Origin of the sequence: Streptomyces sp. BJ20 (assembly GCF_022869105.1) — a bacterium.
Taxonomy (GTDB): domain Bacteria; phylum Actinomycetota; class Actinomycetes; order Streptomycetales; family Streptomycetaceae; genus Streptomyces; species Streptomyces griseoincarnatus.
The window spans coordinates 1,121,134-1,138,823 of sequence record NZ_CP094918.1 but is presented as its reverse complement, the minus strand read 5'-3'; the positions used below and the strand labels follow the sequence as shown (position 1 = coordinate 1,138,823).

The following is a 17,690-nucleotide window of genomic DNA, read 5'->3' as shown; positions in this document are numbered from 1 at the left end:
GTCCATCACGCCACCAGAAGGGGTGAACGGGCGTAACTTTCCCGTGCGAATCGCGTTTGGCCGTGCTGAGACCGGCGTACTACGGGCGCTCGCCCGGTCCGGGGCCACCACCCGGCGCGCGCCCCCGCCGCGGAGGGCCGGCCCGGTCGGCGGGGCGGGTCAGCCCTTGGGATAGGGCCAGGCGTTGGGCCGGCAGCTGATCCCGCCGTACTCGAGGAACTTGGTCTGCTGCTGCATCACCGGGGCCAGGTCGCCGTCCTTGTCACAGGTGACGTGGTTGTGGCCGAGGCGGTGGCCGATCTCGTGGTTGATCAGCATCTGGCGGTACGCGAACATCTTGTCGCCGTACGTCTCGGCGCCCTGCGCCCAGCGATAGGCATTGATCATCACCCGCTCGGTGGCCGCGGAGTCGCAGGAGACGTTGTCCTGGGTGGTGTCCAGGCCCGACTTGGCGCACCAGTCGGCGGTCGTCTCGGGACTGGCCAGGGTGATCACGAACTCGGCGTCGCCGGTCTCGATCCGCTCGAAGGCCAGGCCGTCGTGCGCCCAGCTCCGTCTGTCGTTGAGCGTCCGGTGCACGGCCTCGGCGAACAGCGCGCCGTCCAGGTCGAGCCCGCGCTCCACGTCCACGCGGTAGGTGACCTTCCGCCCCTTGCCGGGCGCCTTGTCGATCCCCTTGACGGCGTAGAACGTGCCCGTGCCCGCGCGGGTGGCGGCCAACGGGAACGTGCGGTCCATCTGCTGCTCGTACGTGAGCGGCTTCGCCGTGGGCGCGTCGGGCGTCGCCCTGTCGTCGCCGCGCGAGGCCGACTCGCGCGCGTCGCGCGCCTGCTCGCCGGCGGACTGCGACTGGACGCTCGGACTGTCGTGCTCGTCGGCGACCTGCCCGGCGACGACGACGGCCAGCACGGTGGTGACGGCGGCGGCCGCTATACCGGTGAACGCGCGCCCCTTGCCGCCCCCGGTCTGTGCGGGGACACCCGTCGGCGGCTCGTCGTCGACGGCGTCGGTGTCGGTGTCCGAGGGGACGCCGGTGTCCGGGGCGCCGTCCCAGTCGGTGACGGCGGCGTACGGGTCCCCGGGGCCGCGGGTCACGGGCTTGCGCGGGGTGAAGAGGTCGTCGCTCTCGTCGAACGCCTCCACGTAGTCCCGGCGCGGCCCCTCCACGGGCGCCTGGCGCTGCCTCGGCAGGGGCACCCCCTGCCCGGCGGCCGGCGCGCCGTACCCGGCGCCGGCGGCGGTACGTCCGTGCAGGTTCCCCCAGCCGCCCCCGGTCTCCTGCTGCTCGGGGTGCCCGCCCCGGACCCGGCGAGTGCCGTGCGCGGGGGTGCCGTCCGCAGAGCGCGGAACACCGTGCGGAGCGGTGCCATCGCCGTACCTGGGAACACCGTGCGGAGGGGTTCCGTCCCCGTGGCGCGGCCCGCCTTGCGGAGGAGGTCCGCCCCCAGGGCGGGGCGGGCCCTGTGCGGGAGCCGCGTTTCCGTGGCGCGGGAAGCCGTGGGGGGGAGTCCCCTCGCCGTACTGCGGCACACCGCGCGGCGGGGTGCCGTCGCCGTACCCGGGCGCCCCCTGGCCTTGACCGCCGTACCCGGGCGCGCCCTGCGACTGACCGCCGTACCCGGGCGCACCCTGCGACTGACCGCCGTACCGGGGGACGCCGCGCGCCGGGGTTCCGCTCTGCTGCCATCCGTCCGGCACCGGCGGTACGCCCGGGGCCGGTCTGCCGCGCCCCGGGGCCCCGTACCCGTGCACCGGGGTGCCGTGCGGCGGAGTGCCCTGCGCCTGCTGCCGCGGCAGCGCCGCGCCCTGGCCGGTGTCCCGGCGGTCGTCGAACCGCGCCTCGGGCGCGTCTCGTACGCCGCGTGCGGCGGCGGCTGCGGTGGTGGGGTCCGCGGTGTCGCCCTTGGGGGCGGGCCCGCGCCGGCTGTGGCGTCCCATGTCGCGCCTCAGCCCCTTGTCGTCTCGATCGTGGCGGTCGGGCCACCGGTGTCGGCGGACGGACCCGGATCGCCCTTTGCGTCCGGCTGCACAGTATCGCCCTCGTCCGCAGGACCGGTCGCATCCCTCAGGAGTTCACGGAAGGCCGACGCCACGGTCTCCGGGTACTCCATCATCGCCACGTGTCCCGCGTCCGGGAGTGTCACGAGCCGGGAACCCCGGAAGTGGCGGGCGGCTCGCTGCGCCATGCGGAAGCCGACGAGCTGGTCGCGGCCGCCGTAGACGAGCAGGGTCGGCGCGAGCACCCGCTCGGCCTGACGCCACAGTCCGTGCTGGCCACCCAGCATGTAGGAGCTGACGAGGCCCCGGGCGGAGCGCGCCATCGCGTCCCAGAAGTACGGCAGCCGCTGTCGCCGCTCCATCTCCTGCACGGCGTGCCGGAAGCCCTCCGGCGCCACCCGTGAGGGGTCGCCGTAACAGAGGTTCATCACGCCTCGGACGCGCTGCTCGGCAGTCCACTCACGGGTGAGCCGGGTGAACAGGGGTGCGACGCCGGGCACGGCCAGCAGTCCGGTGGGGACGGCGGAGCGCTGCACGCGCAGCTCCGGCAGGGCCGGGGAGACGAGCGTGAGGGTGCGGACCAGGTCGGGTCGCACGGCGGCGACCCGGGTGGCGACCGCACCGCCGAGGGAGTTGCCGAAGAGGTGCACCGGTCCGCGGTCGGACGCCTCCAGACAGCGGATCACCGCGCGTGCGTGCGCGGTGATCGAGTAGTCGCCGTCGTCCGGCGGCGGGGAGTCGCCGAACCCGGGGAGGTCCACGGCCTCGCTGTCGACGGCGTCCTCCAGCAGGGCCATCAGGGGCGACCAGTTGAGCGACGAGCCGCCGAGTCCGTGGACGTAGAAGGCCGGCGGGCGTCCTTCGCGGACCGGCGGCCGGGATCTGACCGTGAGCGTGACGCCGGGCACCCGCACCGACCTCAGCCGCTCGCCCTCGGCCACCCGGACCGCCGCCGGCTCGGGCAGCACGCTCGTCGGCGGCACGGACGGCAGCTCGGTCGAAGACATGCGGCAATGTTACGAGACGATCACGTCGTGGTTCATGTGTTCGGCGTCACAGGATGGCATGGCGACCGAATCGGGTGTCTCCTAGGCTCGTACTGAGGGCACCCGTACGTGACCCCTGCCTGCCTCAGGGGTGTGACCAGGAAGGGAGCCCAGCGATGGCCGTGGATCCGACCGACCCCGAGACGTTCGAGGAGGACGAGGACGTGCAGGAGAGCCTGGAGTACGACGTCGAGGCGCCGGAGGTCGACGCGGCCGAGCAGCAGACGGAGGTACGGCCGGAGCAGGACGACCCGCTGGAGGATGTCGACCCCGACCGCGCCAACGAGGCGGACCTGGTGGAACAGGCGCGCGTGGTCCAGCTCGACGAGGACGACTACCGGTGAGAGATGCGTCGGCCGGGGCGACAGCCGTTCGGAAGGGGACGTGTTTTGCCCGCTCTGACAGCTTCTGAAACCGTCCGTGCCACTTTTCCCGCTGTCCGGTCCGTGAAATTCTGCACGCGCACCGCGCACATCAGGATTACCGAAAAGTACGATGGCGACGCGGCTGATCCCGCATGTGGACGACTATGGGAGGCGGCGTGACAGCCATCGAGCAGACGGACGCGGTACGCCCGAGGGGTACACGCCTTCCGCGCCGTGCCCGGCGGAACCAGTTGCTGGGCGCCGCCCAGGAGGTCTTCGTCGCGCAGGGCTACCACGCGGCGGCGATGGACGACATCGCCGAGCGCGCGGGTGTCAGCAAGCCGGTGCTGTACCAGCACTTCCCCGGCAAGCTCGACCTGTACCTGGCGCTGCTGGACCAGCACTGCGAGGCGCTGATCCAGTCGGTGCGGCACGCGCTGGCGTCGACGTCGGACAACAAGCAGCGCGTGCGGGCGACCATGGACGCCTACTTCGCGTACGTCGAGGACGACGGTGGCGCGTTCCGCCTGGTCTTCGAGTCGGACCTGACGAACGAGCCCGCCGTGCGCGAGCGGGTCGACAAGGTCACCAACGACTGCGCGGAGGCCATCTGCGACGTCATCGCCGAGGACACCGGCCTGTCGCGGGCGGAGTCGACGCTGCTGGCGTCGGGACTCGGCGGGCTGGCCCAGGTGGTGGCGCGGTCGTGGCTGCACAGCGACCGCAGCGTGCCGCGCGACCAGGCGGTGCAGCTGCTGACGTCGCTGGCCTGGCGGGGCATCGCCGGGTTCCCGCTGCACGGCAGCGACCAGCAGCACTGACCGGCGCGGCCGGCGGTCGTTTGTTCCCGTCGGCTGTTCGCTGTTGGCGTTGCCGGGCGAAGCGTGCGGATCCCCTCACCGGGCTAATGTGTGCAGGTACGGCGCGGAAGGTCGCGCACTTCACTGACCGTCGGAGGGACATAGCCGTGGAGGTCAAGATCGGCGTGCAGCACGCGCCCCGCGAGATCGTTCTGGAGAGCGGTCAGAGCGCCGAGGAGGTCGAGCGCGTGGTGGGCGAGGCGCTGGCCGGGAAGTCGCAGCTGCTGAGCCTCGTGGACGAGCACGGCCGCAAGATCCTGGTCCCGGCCGACCGTCTCGCCTACGTGGAGATCGGCGAGCCGGCCCCGCGCAAGGTGGGCTTCGGCGCGCTGTAGGGCTGTATGCGTGGCGGAAGGGCCCGGCGGTTGTCACCGCCGGGCCCTTCCGCGTGCCTGAGGGCATGCGCCCTCGAAACCCCCGGACGGCCTACAGGCGAGGCCGCGTGGGGAGGATTGGATTCCGCAGGTCAGGGGTAAACCGGGACAGGACCAAGACAGGGACGAGCAGGCCGGCCGTGTGGGAGGGACCCCGACATGCTTCTGGAAGCGCTCAGCTCCGCGATTCTCGGCCTGGCCCTGGCCTGGGGGGCGTACCACCGCCTGTCGCACCGGCTCCCCCGGCGTGCCCTCGTGCTGGCGACCGGTGTGGCGGGGGCTCTGTTCGGCGCCTTCGTCATGAACACCGCGCTGGACGCGGGGAATCTGCTGACGATGCTGGTGGGCGCGGCGATCGTCTCGACCGCCTCCCTCTCCCTGCTGCTGCGCCCGGCGGGCAGGCTCCGCCACTCGGCCACGGCCTGACCGCCGGCGGGCGGTCACCCACCCTCTTCGGCAGTGGGCGCCGACTCGCCACGACCACCTGGCCCGGCAGCTCCGCCTCTGCCGCCCCCGTGCGCCACCCCGCAGACCCGCAGCCCGGCGGCCCCGCAGCCCGGCAGACGGTCACGCCGTTCCGGCCAGGCGCGACGCCCCGTCGCCGTCAGCCAGGCCGTCTTCCGGCACAGTCATGCGGGCGACCGCCGGGCGCTTCTCATCGGGCCGGCCGCCCTGCCGGGCGGTCGCCCGCCGTCTTCCGGGCGCCGCGACCGGGCTGACAGTCCGCCCGGCGGGCGGACTGTCACGTGCGTGACTGCCACAAGGTCCGGCGTCGGCCGTCCCGGCCGGCCCGAGGCCGTGCAACGGATCGCCGTCAGGCGGCCAACCCCAGTGCCGCCATCCGCTTCGTGTGCGCCTCCGTGATGCGGGAGAACATGCGGCCGACCTCGGCCAGGTCGAACCCGTCCGCCACGCCGCCCACGAGCATCGTCGACAGGGCGTCCCGGTCGGCGACCACGCGCTGGGACTGGGACAGGGCCTCGCCCATCAGGCGGCGTGCCCACAGGGCGAGCCGGCCGCCGACGCGCGGGTCGGCCTCGATGGCCGCGCGTACCTTCTCCACGGCGAATCCGCCGTGCCCCGTGTCGTCCAGGACGGCCAGGACCAGCGCGCGGGTGTCGGAGTCGAGGCGCGCCGCGACCTCGCGGTAGAAGTCGCTGGCGATGGAGTCGCCCACGTACGCCTTGACCAGGCCCTCCAGCCAGTCCGACGGCGCCGTCTGCTTGTGGAAGCCGTCGTAGGCGGCCACGAACGGCTCCATGGCCTGCGTCGGCTCCTCGCCGATCTCGGCCAGCCGGTCCCGCAGCCGCTCGAAGTGGTGGAACTCGGCCGAGGCCATCTTCGCCAGCTCCGCCTTGTCCCCCATCGTGGGCGCCAGCTTGGCGTCCTCCGCGAGCCGCTCGAACGCCGCCAGCTCCCCGTACGCGAGCGCGCCGAGCAGATCCACGACAGCGGCACGGTACTGGGGGTCGGCGGAGGCGGCCGCCCAGTCCATGGCGGCGACGCCGGTCCGTGCGGCAGGGGTCTCGGAGGTTTCCGCGGCGTTGTCAGGGCTGTCAGAGCTCGTCATGCAGCGCACAATAGCCCGCTCGGCCTGCCCCGGAAGGTCCTGGTCGATCAGTGTGACGACGACTACGTGACCAAATCGGCCATGGCGTGTGCGCGAATCCGGGGTATGGTGGTAATGCGCCTGCTGAGCACTCTGACGTACTCGGATGTGTTCGACGGGCCGCAGCATGTATGAGGATGCCCGGTCGGTGGCCCGATCGGCTCCGACCCGACAGCCCTCTGTTCGTACGGCACATCGCGTACGGGATGCGGAGGGACACCTCAGCGGTACGAGCGCTCGAGCGTCGGCAGTGGTCCCGTGTCCTACGGCCGCGACCGTATGGCAGCCGTCGTCCCCGGCACGGTCCCTACACGACCCCCGCGCTCGCCTCGCACCGCGCACACAGAAGAGGCAGCACCCTGACTACGACGTTCCGAGAGCTCGGGATCCTTCCCGAGACAGCCGAAGCCCTTGAAGCCGTCGGCATCACCACCCCCTTCCCCATCCAGGAGATGACGCTCCCCGTGGCCCTCACGGGCACGGACGTCATCGGCCAGGCCAAGACCGGCACCGGCAAGACGCTCGGCTTCGGTCTTCCGCTCCTCGAGCGCGTCACCGTCCCCGCCGACGTGGAGGCGGGCCGCGCCAAGCCCGAGGACCTCACCGACACGCCGCAGGCGCTGGTCGTCGTCCCCACCCGCGAGCTGTGCACGCAGGTCACCAACGACCTGCTGACCGCCGGCAAGGTGCGCAACGTGCGCGTCACCGCGATCTACGGCGGCCGTGCCTACGAGCCCCAGGTCGAGGCGCTGAAGAAGGGCGTCGACGTGGTCGTCGGCACCCCGGGCCGGCTGCTCGACCTCGCCGGGCAGAAGAAGCTCAACCTGTCGCACGTCAAGGCGCTCGTCCTGGACGAGGCCGACGAGATGCTCGACCTGGGCTTCCTGCCCGACGTCGAGAAGATCATCAACCTGCTTCCGGTGAGGCGGCAGACCATGCTGTTCTCGGCCACCATGCCGGGGGCGGTCATCGGTCTGGCCCGCCGCTACATGTCGCAGCCCACGCACATCCGCGCCACCGCGCCGGACGACGAGGGCGCCACGGTCGCGAACACCAAGCAGTTCGTCTACCGCGCGCACAACATGGACAAGCCCGAGATGGTCGCGCGGATACTGCAGGCCGACGGCCGCGGCCTGGCCATGATCTTCTGCCGCACCAAGCGCACCGCCGCCGACCTGGCCGACCAGCTCAAGCAGCGCGGCTTCGCCTCCGGCGCGGTCCACGGCGACCTCGGCCAGGGCGCCCGCGAGCAGGCGCTGCGCGCCTTCCGCAACGGCAAGGTGGATGTGCTCGTCTGCACCGACGTCGCCGCGCGCGGCATCGACGTCGAGGGCGTCACGCACGTCGTCAACTACCAGACGCCCGAGGACGAGAAGACGTACCTGCACCGCATCGGCCGCACCGGCCGCGCGGGGGCGAAGGGTACGGCGATCACGCTGGTCGACTGGGACGACATCCCGCGCTGGCAGCTGATCAACAAGGCGCTGGACCTGGGTCTGGGCGACCCGGCCGAGACGTACTCCACCTCCCCGCATCTGTACACGGACCTGGGCATCCCCGAGGGCACCAAGGGCACCCTGCCCCGCTCCGAGCGCACCCGGGCCGGTCTGGACGCGGAGGAGATCGAGGACCTGGGCGAGGTCGGCGGTCGCGGGCCGCGCGGCCGCGGCGGCCGGGACGGCCGTGACGGGCGCCGCGGTGGCCGTTCCGACCGGTCCGAGCGTTCCGACGAGCGCGAGGCGTCGACCCGCACGCCGCGCCGCCGTCGCCGCACCCGTGGCGGTGCGCCGCTCGACGCGGCCGGGCAGCAGTCCGCCGCGCAGGCCGCCGTGGGCGCCGGTGAGACGGAGACCGGTGAGGTCCCGCGCACCCCGCGCCGTCGTCGCCGCACCCGTGGCGGGGCCACCGGCGCCGTGGGCACGGTGGAGCAGGGGGCCGCGGAGGCCGCCGTCGACACGGCCGAGGGCCCGTCGGTGGAGACCGCCGAGCCCGCCGAGAGCGTCGAGAAGCCGCGCCGTCGTCGCACGCGCCGGTCGGCCGAGCAGGCCCCGGCGGTGACGGAGCAGCCGTCGGTTCCGGCTCCCGCCGCCGAGCCCGTGGTGGCGGATTCCGTCGCGGTGGAGGAGGCCGCGCCGCGTCGTCGCCGTACCCGCAAGGCGGCCCAGGCCGCCGGGACGGCGGTCGAGACCGCCGAGAGCACGACGGAGACGGCCGAGGCCGCCCCGACGCGCACCCGGAAGACCGCCGCCAAGAAGGCGGAGGCCGCCGTCGACACCGCCGAAGGCACCGTCGAGGCGCCCGCCGAGGCCAAGCCGCGCCGCACCCGCAAGAAGGCGGTGGCGGCCGAGGCCGACGTCGCGACCGAGGCTCCCGTGGCCGAGGAGAAGCCGAAGCGCGCCCGGAAGACCGCCGCCAAGAAGGCGGAGGCCGCCGTGGACACGGCTGAAGGCGCCGAGGCCACGCCGCGCCGCCGGACCCGCAAGACGGTGCCCGCGCAGACCGCTCCGGAAGGGGAGGTCGCCGAGGCCGCCGCGCCGCGTCGCCGGACCCGTAAGACGGCCGCGTCCGCGCCGGAGGCCACGGAGACGGCGGAGCCGAGGGCGCGCCGCACCCGTAAGGCCGCGGCCCCCGTGGACTCCGCGGAGAGCTGACACCGCACCGACGCCGACGGCCCGGTCCCCGCTCGTGGGGGGCCGGGCCGTCGGCGTGTGCGCACCCGTTACCCTCACCCGGGTGATCACCGCCCTCTCCCCCGCTCACCTCCCCGAGCTCAGTCCTCGCCGACTCCCCACCACACGGGGCGAGTTCGCCGTCCTGGACGTGACGCCGCGTGCCGGTGTCACGGTGCGGGGGACCGTGCTGCTGCTGCCCGGCTACACCGGCAGCAAGGAGGACTTCACCCTGGTCCTCGAGCCGCTCGCCGCGCGCGGCTACCGTGCCGTCGCCGTGGACGGACGCGGCCAGCACGGCTCGGACGGTCCCGCCGACGACGAATCCGCCTACGCGCAGGACGAGTTGGCGAAGGACGTACTGGCGCAGGCGCGCGCGTTCGACGCCCCCGTGCATCTCGTGGGGCATTCGATGGGCGGTCAGGTCGCCCGTGCCGCCGTGCTGCTGGACCACACCCCGTTCCGCTCACTGACGCTCGTCTCCTCCGGCGCCGCACGCGTCTCCGCCTCGCAGGAGCAGCGGGTGACGTTGCTGCGGGACGCCCTCGCGGTGATGTCGATGGAGGAGTGCTGGGAGGCGATCCTGGCGATGGGCCCGCCGGAGGAAGTGGGCGGACCCGCACGGGGCATCGGCGGTCCGGAGCAGCTCCAAAAGCGCTGGCTGTCCACCAAGCCCGCCCAACTGCTGGCGACTGGGCGACAGTTGTGCGCCGAGCCGGACCGGGTCGCGGAACTGGCCGCCGTCCCGCTGCCGTTCCACGTGCTGTCCGGCTCGCACGACGACACCTGGCCGGTCCCCGGCCTCGACGCCATGGCCCGCCGCCTGGAGGCCCGTCGCACGGTGGTCGACGGCGCCGGGCACACCCCCATGACCGACCGCCCCACCCCGACGGCGCAGTACCTCGCCGACTTCTTCGACACCTTGGCGGTCCGATGAACCACGCTCGCAGTGCGGCCGTACTTCTCCTGCTCACGGCGGCCGTCGGCTGCACGTCGCAGGCGGCCACCCCCGAGCCTGTGGCCTCTTCGCCTCCGGCCACCTCCGCCGGCGTCAGCCCCGACCCACTGCCGAGCGACACGGTGACCCCGCCGCGACTCGACAGCCAAGCCGGCAGGTACGGCCCCGCCCGCGGCAGCGCGGTCTTCAGCTACGCGGCCGGCGTCCGGGACGTCCCCCTGCGCTTCTCCTTCCAGTGCCAGGGCTCCGGGAGCCTCAAGGTGCGGATCCCGGTACTGCACGCGAACTTCCCGATCCAGTGCGACAGGGGGGATCTCCCCGAGAGGGGCGTCGACTTCGCCGTCCCGGCCGCCCGTCTGGCCGGTACCGTGCACGTGACCGCGCCGCCCGGCGTGACCTGGGCGGGGGCCGTCGGCCGGGGCGATCCCGAGGAGGAGCCCTCCATCCGGCGGCGGGGGCCCGGCGAAGGGGCCTAGTACTGCGTCTGCAGGTGGTCCCAGAAGCCGTCGCGGAGGGCGCGGCGCAGGTCGGCCTGGCCGCGCAGGGAGTACTGGAGGAGTCCCTCGGCCTCGACCAGCAGGTCCTGGTCGACGGAGCCGGGGAGGTAGGGGTGGCCGGGGAGCAGCTCCGTCATGGTTTCGCGTCCGCGCGACACCAGCCACTTCGCGGCGATCTGCGCGCCGACGAAACGCACGTCCTCGCGGGTGGGCCGGCCGCCCGCCGGTTCGTACGCGGGCGCCGTGCGCCGGGAGACGTACGGCTTGAAGAAGTCGAGGTCGAGGGTGCGCTGACTGTCGACCTCCCAGAGCAGCGGCTCGGCCTGGTTGCGGCCCTCCGGCGCCTCGATGCCCCACAGGTGGACACGGGCGCCGTAGCCCTGGGCGGCCTCGACGGCGGAGACCAGGTCCTCGTCGCCGCCGAGCAGGGCCGCGTCGCTGATGGCGCGGTACCGGGCCAGTGACTCCAGGTCGGAGCGGATCAGGGAGTCGACGCCCTTCTGCTGGTTGTTGGCGTTGAGGTTGCCTAGGCGGACCTTGACGTCGGGCAGTTCGGCGATGGACTGCTGCTCGGCGGTGTGGATGCGGCGCCGGGCGCCGTCGTACCAGTAAACGCGCAGCAGCCTGCTGTCGGCGAAGACGGTGCGGGCGCGGTCGATGAGCGCGTCGATCAGTCCTTCGGCGTCGAGGTCGAAGGCGCGGCGGTCCTCCGTCCCCGCGACGAGCCGCCCCGCGGCCGCGTAGAGATAGCCGGCGTCCACGAAGATCGCGTGCGTCGAGGGTGTCTTGGCCACCTCGGCGAGCATGCGCTGGAGCAGCTCGTTCGTGCGGTCGATACGGGCGTGCAGAGCCGCGAGGTCGTCGTTCATCGCTTCTCATTGTTCCGCCGGTCACGCTACGAACACAACCGGTCCCGGTCGGTCCCGTTCGAAAACCTTACCCGTCAGTATTTAGCTGCTCGAAAATTTTCCTTAGCGTAGGGAATGTTTGCATGACACAGCCCGTTGGGCCATGTGCGGCACACGGGCCCGTCCGGTCCGTGGGCCTTCACCCAGTAGTTCTCCTTCAGGAGGATGACCAGACGAAGGGAGAAGCCCTTGCGCTTCGAAATCATGCGACTCGACGACGTCGACGGCACGGCCGTGGACTCGACCGTCGTGGACGCCGCCTCCGTCAACCGCATCGTTCAGCAGGCTGCCGCCGTGGGGCAGCGCCTGTGGATCCGCCCGGCCGACACATCGGCCTCGTAATCTGTGCGCATGCTTGAGGAGCCCCCGTACCACTCGGGTACGGGGGCTCCGGTGTGCTCGCGGCCGGACGTCACGCGCCCTGGATCACCTGCGTGACGCCGTTGATGATCTGCTGCACGGCGATCGCGGAGAGCATCATGCCCGCGAGCCGCGTCACCAGGACCACGCCGCCGTCCTTGATGACCCGGATGATCAGCAGCGAGTAGCGCATCACCAGCCACAGGACGACGTGGATGGCGAGGATCGCCGACCACACGGAGACCTGTCCCGCCACGCTGTCGGCCTTCTCCACGGCGAGGATGACCGACACGATCGCGCCGGGACCGGCCAGCAGCGGCATGCCCAGCGGGACCAGCGCGACGTTGACGTCCTTGGTCTGCTGGGGCTCGTCGGTCTTGCCGGTGAGCAGGTCCAGCGCGATCAGCAGGAGCAGCAGACCGCCGGCGATCATCAGCGCCGGTATGGAGACGTGCAGGTAGTCCAGGATCTGGTGACCGAGCAGACCGAAGACGACGATCACGCCGCCCGCCACGCACACCGCCTGGAAGGCCATGTGCCGCTGCGCCTTGGCCGGGCGGCCCGCGGTCAGCGCGAGGAAGATCGGGGTGATCCCAGGGGGATCCATGATGACGAAAAGGGTAAGGAAGAGAGAGCCGAAGACGGCGACGTCGAACATGACTGCCTAGCGCGAGAACGAAAGTGAAAGAGAAAGGGCGTGTGGGAGCGGGACGCCGGACCCGGCGGTCACCGCGGGTGTCAGACCGCTCCGCCGGTCCCCGGCACCGGGAACGCCCCGGTCGCGCGCCGCGTGATCTCGCCGTAGACCTCGGGGTCGGTGGAGAACTCGCCGAGGACGCAGGTCTTCCGGCTGCCGTGGTAGTCGCTCGACCCGGTGACCAGCAGCCCCAGCTCGCCCGCCAGGCCGCGCAGCCGCGCCCGGGTGCCGGGGTCGTGGTCCATGTGGTCGACCTCGATGCCGTCGAGACCGGCCCGGGCCAGCTCCGCGATCGCGGAGTCCGGCACGGTCCTGCCCCGCTTCACCGCGGCGGGGTGCGCGAAGACGGCGACGCCGCCCGCGTTCTTCACCAGCCGCACCGCCTCGAAGGGGTCGGTCTCGTGCTTGGGCACGTACGCCCGGCCGCCGTCGGCGAGCCACTCGGGCGTGAAGGCGTCGCTCACGCTGTCCACCACGCCGAGCTCGACCAGCGCGCTGGCCACGTGCGGGCGGCCCACCGAGCCGTTCCCGGCGATCCGCGCGACCTGTTCCCAGGTGACGGGCACGCCCAGCTCGTTCAGCTTGGCGATCATGCCCTTGGCGCGTGGCACCCGGTCGTCCCGGACCAGCTCGCGCTCGGCGAGCAGGGCGGGCTCCTCGGGGTCGAAGAGGTAGGCCAGCAGATGCATGCTGACGCCGTCGAGGCGGCAGGAGAGCTCGGCGCCGGTGACCAGGGTGAGGCCCTGGGGCAGCGCCGCGAGCGCCTCGGCGTGGCCGCGCGTGGTGTCGTGGTCGGTGAGGGCCACGACGTCGAGCCCGGCCGCGGCGGCCTTGCGGACCAGCTCGGCCGGGGTGTCCGTACCGTCGGACGCGGTGGAGTGGGTGTGCAGGTCGATGCGCACGACGCGGTACTCCAAGCGGGGCGGACGGACGGGGACGCTCCAGGATAACCGGATTTTCGGCCACTCCTGTCACACCCGAACCCGGCGGGCGCCCCCTACATCACCGATGACACCGCGCTACTTCTCCAGCAGACGCGGGGACAGCGCTCCGCAGGGCACCAGCTCGACCTCGGCGCCGGCGTCCCGCAGGTCGGCGAGCACCAGCTCGTCGTACATCAGCAGACCCGACTGCTCGGGCCACACCACCGCCCACAGCCACAGGCCGAGCGCCTCGCCCGCGAACACGGCGCGGTCGTCGGGCGTGCGGGCGACATGCCAGAGCGGGGTGGGGCGGCCGGCCGCCAGCACCTTGGCCTGGGGCGGTTTCTCGACGTCCATGAAGGGTCCGGGGTCAGGGCCGTCGATGCCCGCGTACCGCGCGCCGAGTCCGACACCGAGCTCCTCGGCGACCAGGATGAGCTCGCCCATCCCGCCGAGCGGCCCGGGGCCGGTGCACGCGACGGCCGTCGCCCGGCCCCCGCTGCGGTCGTCCCCCGCGGACGCGACACCGGTGAAGAGCCAGCCCACCGGCAGCGGCCACGGCATCCACACCGGCACCTTGGTGCGGTGCACGACGACTTCGAGGGCCTCGACGCTCGGCGGTATCACGGGCTGCAGCGGGTGCACGGTGCCGTGCACGTCGCACTGCCACGCGTCCGAGAAGAGGCCGGGAGCCCTGACCCGGCCACCGCACTTCGGGCAACTGGGTTCGCCCCTCATAGAGCCCCACGGTCCTAGCTCCACGGCGCCACGTCAAGGACGATCACCCGACCGGGCGGAACGGCGGCCCACGAACGAAGATAGATGTAGCTTGCATTAATTAGGTTGGCTAACCTACCGTGTTCGTATCCCAACCATTTCGCGCGGCCGTCCTTGCACCTTCTCTCCGGCGGCCGTCACTCCCACGTCCCGGGATTGGAGCACCCATGGACCCCATCGACACGGGATCGGGCAGCATCCTCAGGCAGCCGAAAGCCGTGTGGGCGACCGCCGGCGCGTCCGTCGTCGCCTTCATGGGCATCGGCCTCGTCGACCCGATCCTGCCGTCCATCGCCGAGGGCCTCGACGCGACAGCGGGACAGGTCTCCCTGCTCTTCACCTCGTACTTCCTGATCACCGCGCTGGCGATGCTGGTGACCGGCTTCGTGTCCAGCCGCATCGGCGGGCGCAGGACGCTGCTGCTGGGCCTGGCGCTGGTCGTGGTGTTCGCCGGGTTCTCCGGCACCTCGGGGTCGGTCGGCGAACTGGTCGGCTTCCGCGCCGGATGGGGACTGGGCAACGCGCTGTTCGTCTCCACCGCCCTCGCCGTCATCGTCGGCGCCGCGGCGGGCGGCAGCGCGGCCGCCATCCTGCTGTACGAGTCCGCCCTGGGCCTGGGCATGGCCTGCGGTCCGCTGCTGGGCGCGCTGCTCGGCGACGCGAGCTGGCGCTACCCCTTCTTCGGCACGGCCGCCCTGATGGCGGTCGGCTTCGCGTGCATCGCCGCGTTCCTGAAGGAGCAGCCCCGGCCCGCCCGCAAGACCTCCCTGCTGGACCCGGTCAAGGCGCTCGGGCACGGCGGGCTGGCCTCCACGGCCGTCTCGGCGTTCTTCTACAACTACACGTTCTTCACGGTGCTGGCCTTCACGCCGTTCGTGCTGGACATGTCCCCCTACCGCTCCGGCGCGGTGTTCTTCGCCTGGGGCGTGCTGCTCGCCGTGTTCTCGGTGATCGTGGCCCCCCGGCTGCAGAAGCGGTTCGGCTCGCTGCGGGTGCTGGGCGGCTCGCTGGTGCTGCTCGCGGTGGACGTGCTGGTGCTCGGCCATGGCGGCCACACCGCGGCCGTCGCCTGCACCGTGCTGTCCGGCGCGCTGATCGGCGTGAACAACACGGTGTACACGGAGCTGGCGCTCGGGGTGTCGGAAGCGCCGCGTCCGGTGGCGAGCGCCGGGTACAACTTCGTGCGCTGGTTCGCGGCCGCCGCGGCGCCGTTCTTCGCGCCGAGGATCGAGGAGTGGAGCGACGTCCACATGCCGTTCACGGTCGCCGCGGTGACGGCGGTGCTGGGCGCGCTGGTGGTGCTGGTACGGCGCCGGTCGCTCACCGCCGAGGCCGAGGAGCTCCGCCCCCGGCACGCCACCGAGGACGGCGTGGGCGTCTTCGCCAACTGAGCCTCGTCGGAACGGCGTTGGTGAGCTTCCTCACTCCGGCGCTAGTCCAGCGGCACGGACTTCCGAGACGGGTCCCTGAGGTCCGTGCCGTGGTTCAGCCACCGCTCCTGGAGCGCCTGGGCGCCGTGCACGCGCTTCCAGGCGGCCTCGTTCGGCGTCATCGGCAGCAGCGGCAGGAAGCGCACGGGCTCCAGGGGCGCGTCGAGTTCGAGGTCCTCCACCAGGCCGCCCGGCTCGGCGACCAGCACCGAGGTGAACGGTGCGCCCGGCCACAGCGGCTCCCCCACGTCCAGCGAGGCGCCAGGGGCCACGACGAGCCCCTCGACCTGCGGGGACGCGGCGAGCACGGCGAGTGGACGGAGCACCTTGTCGGTGTCGGCGACGCCGCCGCGCACGGACAGCACCAGCTCGGCGCGGGGCCCGGCGACCGGGTCGGCGATCACGGCCGTGGGGTCCGTCATGGGCTGCGCGGACATGCCGAGGGACGCGTAGCGCACGATGTCCCCCTCGTGGAACCGCAGCACCTCGATACGGTCCGTGCCCAGAAAGGTGACCGCGGCGCGCGCGTCCGGCTCGCCCAGCGCGCTGCGCAGCCGGGCCTCGACCAGAGGAAGAACATCAGCCATGCGGCGAGCATAGAACTCGTCAGTACCGGGCAAAGCAGAGCCTTGACACAGCAGTCGGCTGATACGCTTGGCCGGTGGTTCGGGCAGCACGCGTCAAGCGTTCCGACACTGCCTGAACGCCTGTGTGACACTCCCCGCTCATCGGGGGATCCCCCAGGGGATCGTGATCGTCCCTCACGAGGGACCGGCCGGAGGAGGTGGGGCTGACATGGACCGAAGTCGACCGTGCAGTATCACCCGCTCTTCCGCCCGCTGAGGTAGCTGTTCCCCTTTCGGCTCCCGCCTTTCGCTTCGCGCGTCTTCATCGGAAGAGCACTCGTTTCGTTCTGACTGATCTGCCCCAGTAGCTGTATCAGCGACGAAGCTCGCCACCGCGACGGTGCGGTGCTCCCCGCTTTGTGGACGTGCCAAACATGCGCAGTCCAGGACGTCCTCATTCCGGGTTGTTCCACCCGTCGCCCCGGCGCCTCTCGTTGCCCGTTCGCGAAGGAGCCCGCCATGTCGATGATCCGTGACCTGCGCGCCGTGGTCCGTCCCGCCTCCCGCATCTCGCTCCGCAAGGAGAGCGGCCCGTACGAGACCTCGCGGGAGCGCGCGGCGGCCACCGCCGTCGTCGACTGCGCCGTCTACCGGGACGGCCGCCGCCAGGAGACCGAGGGCGGCCCGCTCGCCCCTCAGGACGCGATGCGCCGGGTGCGCCGCGACGGGGGCTTCGTCTGGATCGGCCTGCACGAGCCCACCGAGGCCGAATTCGCGGGCATCGCCGCCGAGTTCGGGCTGCACCCGCTGGCCGTGGAGGACGCCGTCCAGGCCCACCAGCGGCCCAAGCTGGAGCGCTACGACGACTCCCTGTTCACGGTCTTCAAGACCGTCCACTACCTCGACCACGACCGTGTCTCCTCCGGCAGCGAGATCGTGGAGACCGGCGAGGTCATGTGTTTCACCGGACGGGACTTCTTCATCACCGTCCGGCACGGCGGCCAGGGCTCCCTGCGCGCCCTGCGCCACCGTCTCCAGGACGACCCCGAGCTGCTGGCCAAGGGCCCCTCGGCGGTGCTGCACGCCATCGCCGACCACGTGGTGGACGGCTACATCGCGGTCGCCGACGCCCTGCAGGACGACATCGACGAGGTCGAGACCAAGGTCTTCTCCCCCGGCCGCAAGGGCACCCCGCGCGGCACCGACGCCGGTGAGATCTACCAGCTCAAGCGCGAGGTGCTGGAGTTCAAGCGGGCCGTGGCGCCGCTGCTGCGGCCGATGCAGCTGCTCAGCGAGCGGCCGATGCGGCTGATCGACCCGGAGATCCAGAAGTACTTCCGGGACGTCGCCGACCACGTCGCCCGGGTGCAGGAGCAGGTCGTCGGCTTCGACGAGCTGCTGAACTCCATCCTCCAGGCCAACCTCGCGCAGGCGTCCGTCGCGCAGAACGAGGACATGCGCAAGATCACCTCGTGGGCCGCGATCATCGCCGTCCCGACCATGGTCTGCGGGGTGTACGGCATGAATTTCGACTACATGCCGGAGACCCACTGGAAGTACGGCTACCCGGTGGTCCTCGGCGTCACGGTCGCCATCTGCCTCGGCATCCACCGCACGCTGAAGCGCAACGGCTGGCTCTGAGACGGCCGGCCC

Annotated in this window: 18 protein-coding genes; 10 read left to right on the top strand and 8 right to left on the bottom strand. The window is 72.2% G+C overall.

What is annotated here, in order from left to right; translation table 11 throughout:
- Positions 1–159 precede the first annotated feature (159 nt).
- Both MTR79_RS05400 and MTR79_RS05395 read right to left on the bottom strand, forming a co-directional pair.
- A complete protein-coding gene (locus MTR79_RS05400) occupies positions 160–1,938 on the bottom strand; it encodes a DUF3152 domain-containing protein (protein ID WP_244789396.1) in 1,779 nt (592 codons plus the stop codon).
- An 8-nt stretch (positions 1,939–1,946) separates the two neighbouring features.
- Positions 1,947–3,005, bottom strand: a complete 1,059-nt coding sequence (locus tag MTR79_RS05395) for an alpha/beta hydrolase (protein WP_244789394.1) — start codon at positions 3,003–3,005, stop codon at positions 1,947–1,949.
- Positions 3,006–3,160: 155 nt separating this feature from the next.
- On the opposite strand from MTR79_RS05395, the gene MTR79_RS05390 reads away from it, so the two are divergent.
- The 4 genes from MTR79_RS05390 (at position 3,161) to MTR79_RS05375 (ending at position 5,069) form a co-directional block, all read left to right on the top strand.
- Positions 3,161–3,388, top strand: coding sequence for a hypothetical protein (locus MTR79_RS05390; protein ID WP_244789392.1), 228 nt, complete (start codon positions 3,161–3,163; stop codon positions 3,386–3,388).
- Positions 3,389–3,585: 197 nt separating this feature from the next.
- Positions 3,586–4,230: a TetR/AcrR family transcriptional regulator gene (locus MTR79_RS05385; RefSeq protein WP_048455769.1), complete on the top strand. Its 645-nt coding sequence runs from the start codon at positions 3,586–3,588 to the stop codon at positions 4,228–4,230.
- A 146-nt stretch (positions 4,231–4,376) separates the two neighbouring features.
- Complete coding sequence (locus MTR79_RS05380) at positions 4,377–4,604, top strand: DUF3107 domain-containing protein (RefSeq protein WP_048455740.1); 228 nt, start codon at positions 4,377–4,379, stop codon at positions 4,602–4,604.
- 198 nt (positions 4,605–4,802) lie between these two features.
- Positions 4,803–5,069 (top strand): hypothetical protein, encoded by a 267-nt coding sequence (locus tag MTR79_RS05375; RefSeq protein ID WP_189364261.1) that lies wholly within the window; start codon positions 4,803–4,805, stop codon positions 5,067–5,069.
- 388 nt (positions 5,070–5,457) lie between these two features.
- On the opposite strand, the gene MTR79_RS05370 is transcribed toward MTR79_RS05375, so the two are convergent.
- Positions 5,458–6,213 carry a ferritin-like fold-containing protein gene (locus tag MTR79_RS05370; protein WP_156698526.1) on the bottom strand — a complete coding sequence of 252 codons (756 nt, stop codon included), beginning with the start codon at positions 6,211–6,213 and terminating at the stop codon, positions 5,458–5,460.
- Positions 6,214–6,704: 491 nt separating this feature from the next.
- Between MTR79_RS05370 and MTR79_RS05365 the strand changes: the two genes are divergently transcribed.
- The 3 genes from MTR79_RS05365 to MTR79_RS05355 all read left to right on the top strand — a co-directional run bounded on the left by MTR79_RS05365 (position 6,705) and on the right by MTR79_RS05355 (position 10,355).
- Positions 6,705–8,903, top strand: coding sequence for a DEAD/DEAH box helicase (locus MTR79_RS05365; RefSeq protein ID WP_348538681.1), 2,199 nt, complete (start codon positions 6,705–6,707; stop codon positions 8,901–8,903).
- An 82-nt stretch (positions 8,904–8,985) separates the two neighbouring features.
- Positions 8,986–9,858: an alpha/beta hydrolase gene (locus MTR79_RS05360; RefSeq protein ID WP_244789387.1), complete on the top strand. Its 873-nt coding sequence runs from the start codon at positions 8,986–8,988 to the stop codon at positions 9,856–9,858.
- A complete protein-coding gene (locus tag MTR79_RS05355) occupies positions 9,855–10,355 on the top strand; it encodes a hypothetical protein (protein ID WP_086699421.1) in 501 nt (166 codons plus the stop codon). Before MTR79_RS05360 ends, MTR79_RS05355 begins: the two co-directional genes overlap by 4 nt.
- Here the strand turns inward: MTR79_RS05355 and MTR79_RS05350 are convergent.
- Entirely contained in the window at positions 10,352–11,245 is an 894-nt protein-coding gene (locus MTR79_RS05350) for an NYN domain-containing protein (RefSeq protein ID WP_086699420.1), read from the bottom strand. The two genes, MTR79_RS05355 and MTR79_RS05350, sit on opposite strands and share 4 nt — an antisense overlap.
- Before the next feature lie 228 nt (positions 11,246–11,473).
- Here MTR79_RS05350 and MTR79_RS05345 point away from each other — a divergent pair, with 228 nt between their 5' ends.
- On the top strand, positions 11,474–11,626 hold the full coding sequence (locus MTR79_RS05345) for a hypothetical protein (RefSeq protein ID WP_086699418.1): 153 nt from the start codon (positions 11,474–11,476) through the stop codon (positions 11,624–11,626).
- Positions 11,627–11,696: 70 nt separating this feature from the next.
- On the opposite strand, the gene MTR79_RS05340 is transcribed toward MTR79_RS05345, so the two are convergent.
- From MTR79_RS05340 to MTR79_RS05330, 3 genes are all read right to left on the bottom strand, one after another.
- Positions 11,697–12,302, bottom strand: a complete 606-nt coding sequence (locus tag MTR79_RS05340; protein WP_048455747.1) for a MarC family protein — start codon at positions 12,300–12,302, stop codon at positions 11,697–11,699.
- Positions 12,303–12,382: 80 nt separating this feature from the next.
- Positions 12,383–13,243, bottom strand: a complete 861-nt coding sequence (locus tag MTR79_RS05335) for a PHP domain-containing protein (RefSeq protein ID WP_048455770.1) — start codon at positions 13,241–13,243, stop codon at positions 12,383–12,385.
- Between the two features lie 117 nt (positions 13,244–13,360).
- Positions 13,361–14,002, bottom strand: a complete 642-nt coding sequence (locus MTR79_RS05330) for a DUF6758 family protein (protein WP_086699417.1) — start codon at positions 14,000–14,002, stop codon at positions 13,361–13,363.
- Between the two features lie 206 nt (positions 14,003–14,208).
- Here MTR79_RS05330 and MTR79_RS05325 point away from each other — a divergent pair, with 206 nt between their 5' ends.
- Complete coding sequence (locus MTR79_RS05325) at positions 14,209–15,432, top strand: MFS transporter (RefSeq protein ID WP_244789385.1); 1,224 nt, start codon at positions 14,209–14,211, stop codon at positions 15,430–15,432.
- A gap of 41 nt (positions 15,433–15,473) precedes the next feature.
- On the opposite strand, the gene MTR79_RS05320 is transcribed toward MTR79_RS05325, so the two are convergent.
- Positions 15,474–16,058, bottom strand: coding sequence for a suppressor of fused domain protein (locus MTR79_RS05320; protein ID WP_048455772.1), 585 nt, complete (start codon positions 16,056–16,058; stop codon positions 15,474–15,476).
- 498 nt (positions 16,059–16,556) lie between these two features.
- Here MTR79_RS05320 and MTR79_RS05315 point away from each other — a divergent pair, with 498 nt between their 5' ends.
- On the top strand, positions 16,557–17,678 hold the full coding sequence (locus MTR79_RS05315) for a magnesium and cobalt transport protein CorA (RefSeq protein WP_086699414.1): 1,122 nt from the start codon (positions 16,557–16,559) through the stop codon (positions 17,676–17,678).
- Positions 17,679–17,690 lie beyond the last annotated feature (12 nt).

Bases quoted from the DNA above. Each gene is read 5' to 3' on its own strand.
- MTR79_RS05400 (WP_244789396.1), bottom strand. From the start codon at position 1,938: ATGGGACGCCACAGCCGGCGCGGGCCCGCCCCCAAGGGCGACACCGCG.
- MTR79_RS05395 (WP_244789394.1), bottom strand. From the start codon at position 3,005: ATGTCTTCGACCGAGCTGCCGTCCGTGCCGCCGACGAGCGTGCTGCCC.
- MTR79_RS05390 (WP_244789392.1), top strand. From the start codon at position 3,161: ATGGCCGTGGATCCGACCGACCCCGAGACGTTCGAGGAGGACGAGGAC.
- MTR79_RS05375 (WP_189364261.1), top strand. From the start codon at position 4,803: ATGCTTCTGGAAGCGCTCAGCTCCGCGATTCTCGGCCTGGCCCTGGCC.
- MTR79_RS05370 (WP_156698526.1), bottom strand. From the start codon at position 6,213: ATGACGAGCTCTGACAGCCCTGACAACGCCGCGGAAACCTCCGAGACC.
- MTR79_RS05365 (WP_348538681.1), top strand. From the start codon at position 6,705: ATGACGCTCCCCGTGGCCCTCACGGGCACGGACGTCATCGGCCAGGCC.
- MTR79_RS05355 (WP_086699421.1), top strand. From the start codon at position 9,855: ATGAACCACGCTCGCAGTGCGGCCGTACTTCTCCTGCTCACGGCGGCC.
- MTR79_RS05350 (WP_086699420.1), bottom strand. From the start codon at position 11,245: ATGAACGACGACCTCGCGGCTCTGCACGCCCGTATCGACCGCACGAAC.
- MTR79_RS05340 (WP_048455747.1), bottom strand. From the start codon at position 12,302: ATGTTCGACGTCGCCGTCTTCGGCTCTCTCTTCCTTACCCTTTTCGTC.
- MTR79_RS05330 (WP_086699417.1), bottom strand. From the start codon at position 14,002: ATGAGGGGCGAACCCAGTTGCCCGAAGTGCGGTGGCCGGGTCAGGGCT.
- MTR79_RS05325 (WP_244789385.1), top strand. From the start codon at position 14,209: ATGGACCCCATCGACACGGGATCGGGCAGCATCCTCAGGCAGCCGAAA.
- MTR79_RS05320 (WP_048455772.1), bottom strand. From the start codon at position 16,058: ATGGCTGATGTTCTTCCTCTGGTCGAGGCCCGGCTGCGCAGCGCGCTG.
- MTR79_RS05315 (WP_086699414.1), top strand. From the start codon at position 16,557: ATGTCGATGATCCGTGACCTGCGCGCCGTGGTCCGTCCCGCCTCCCGC.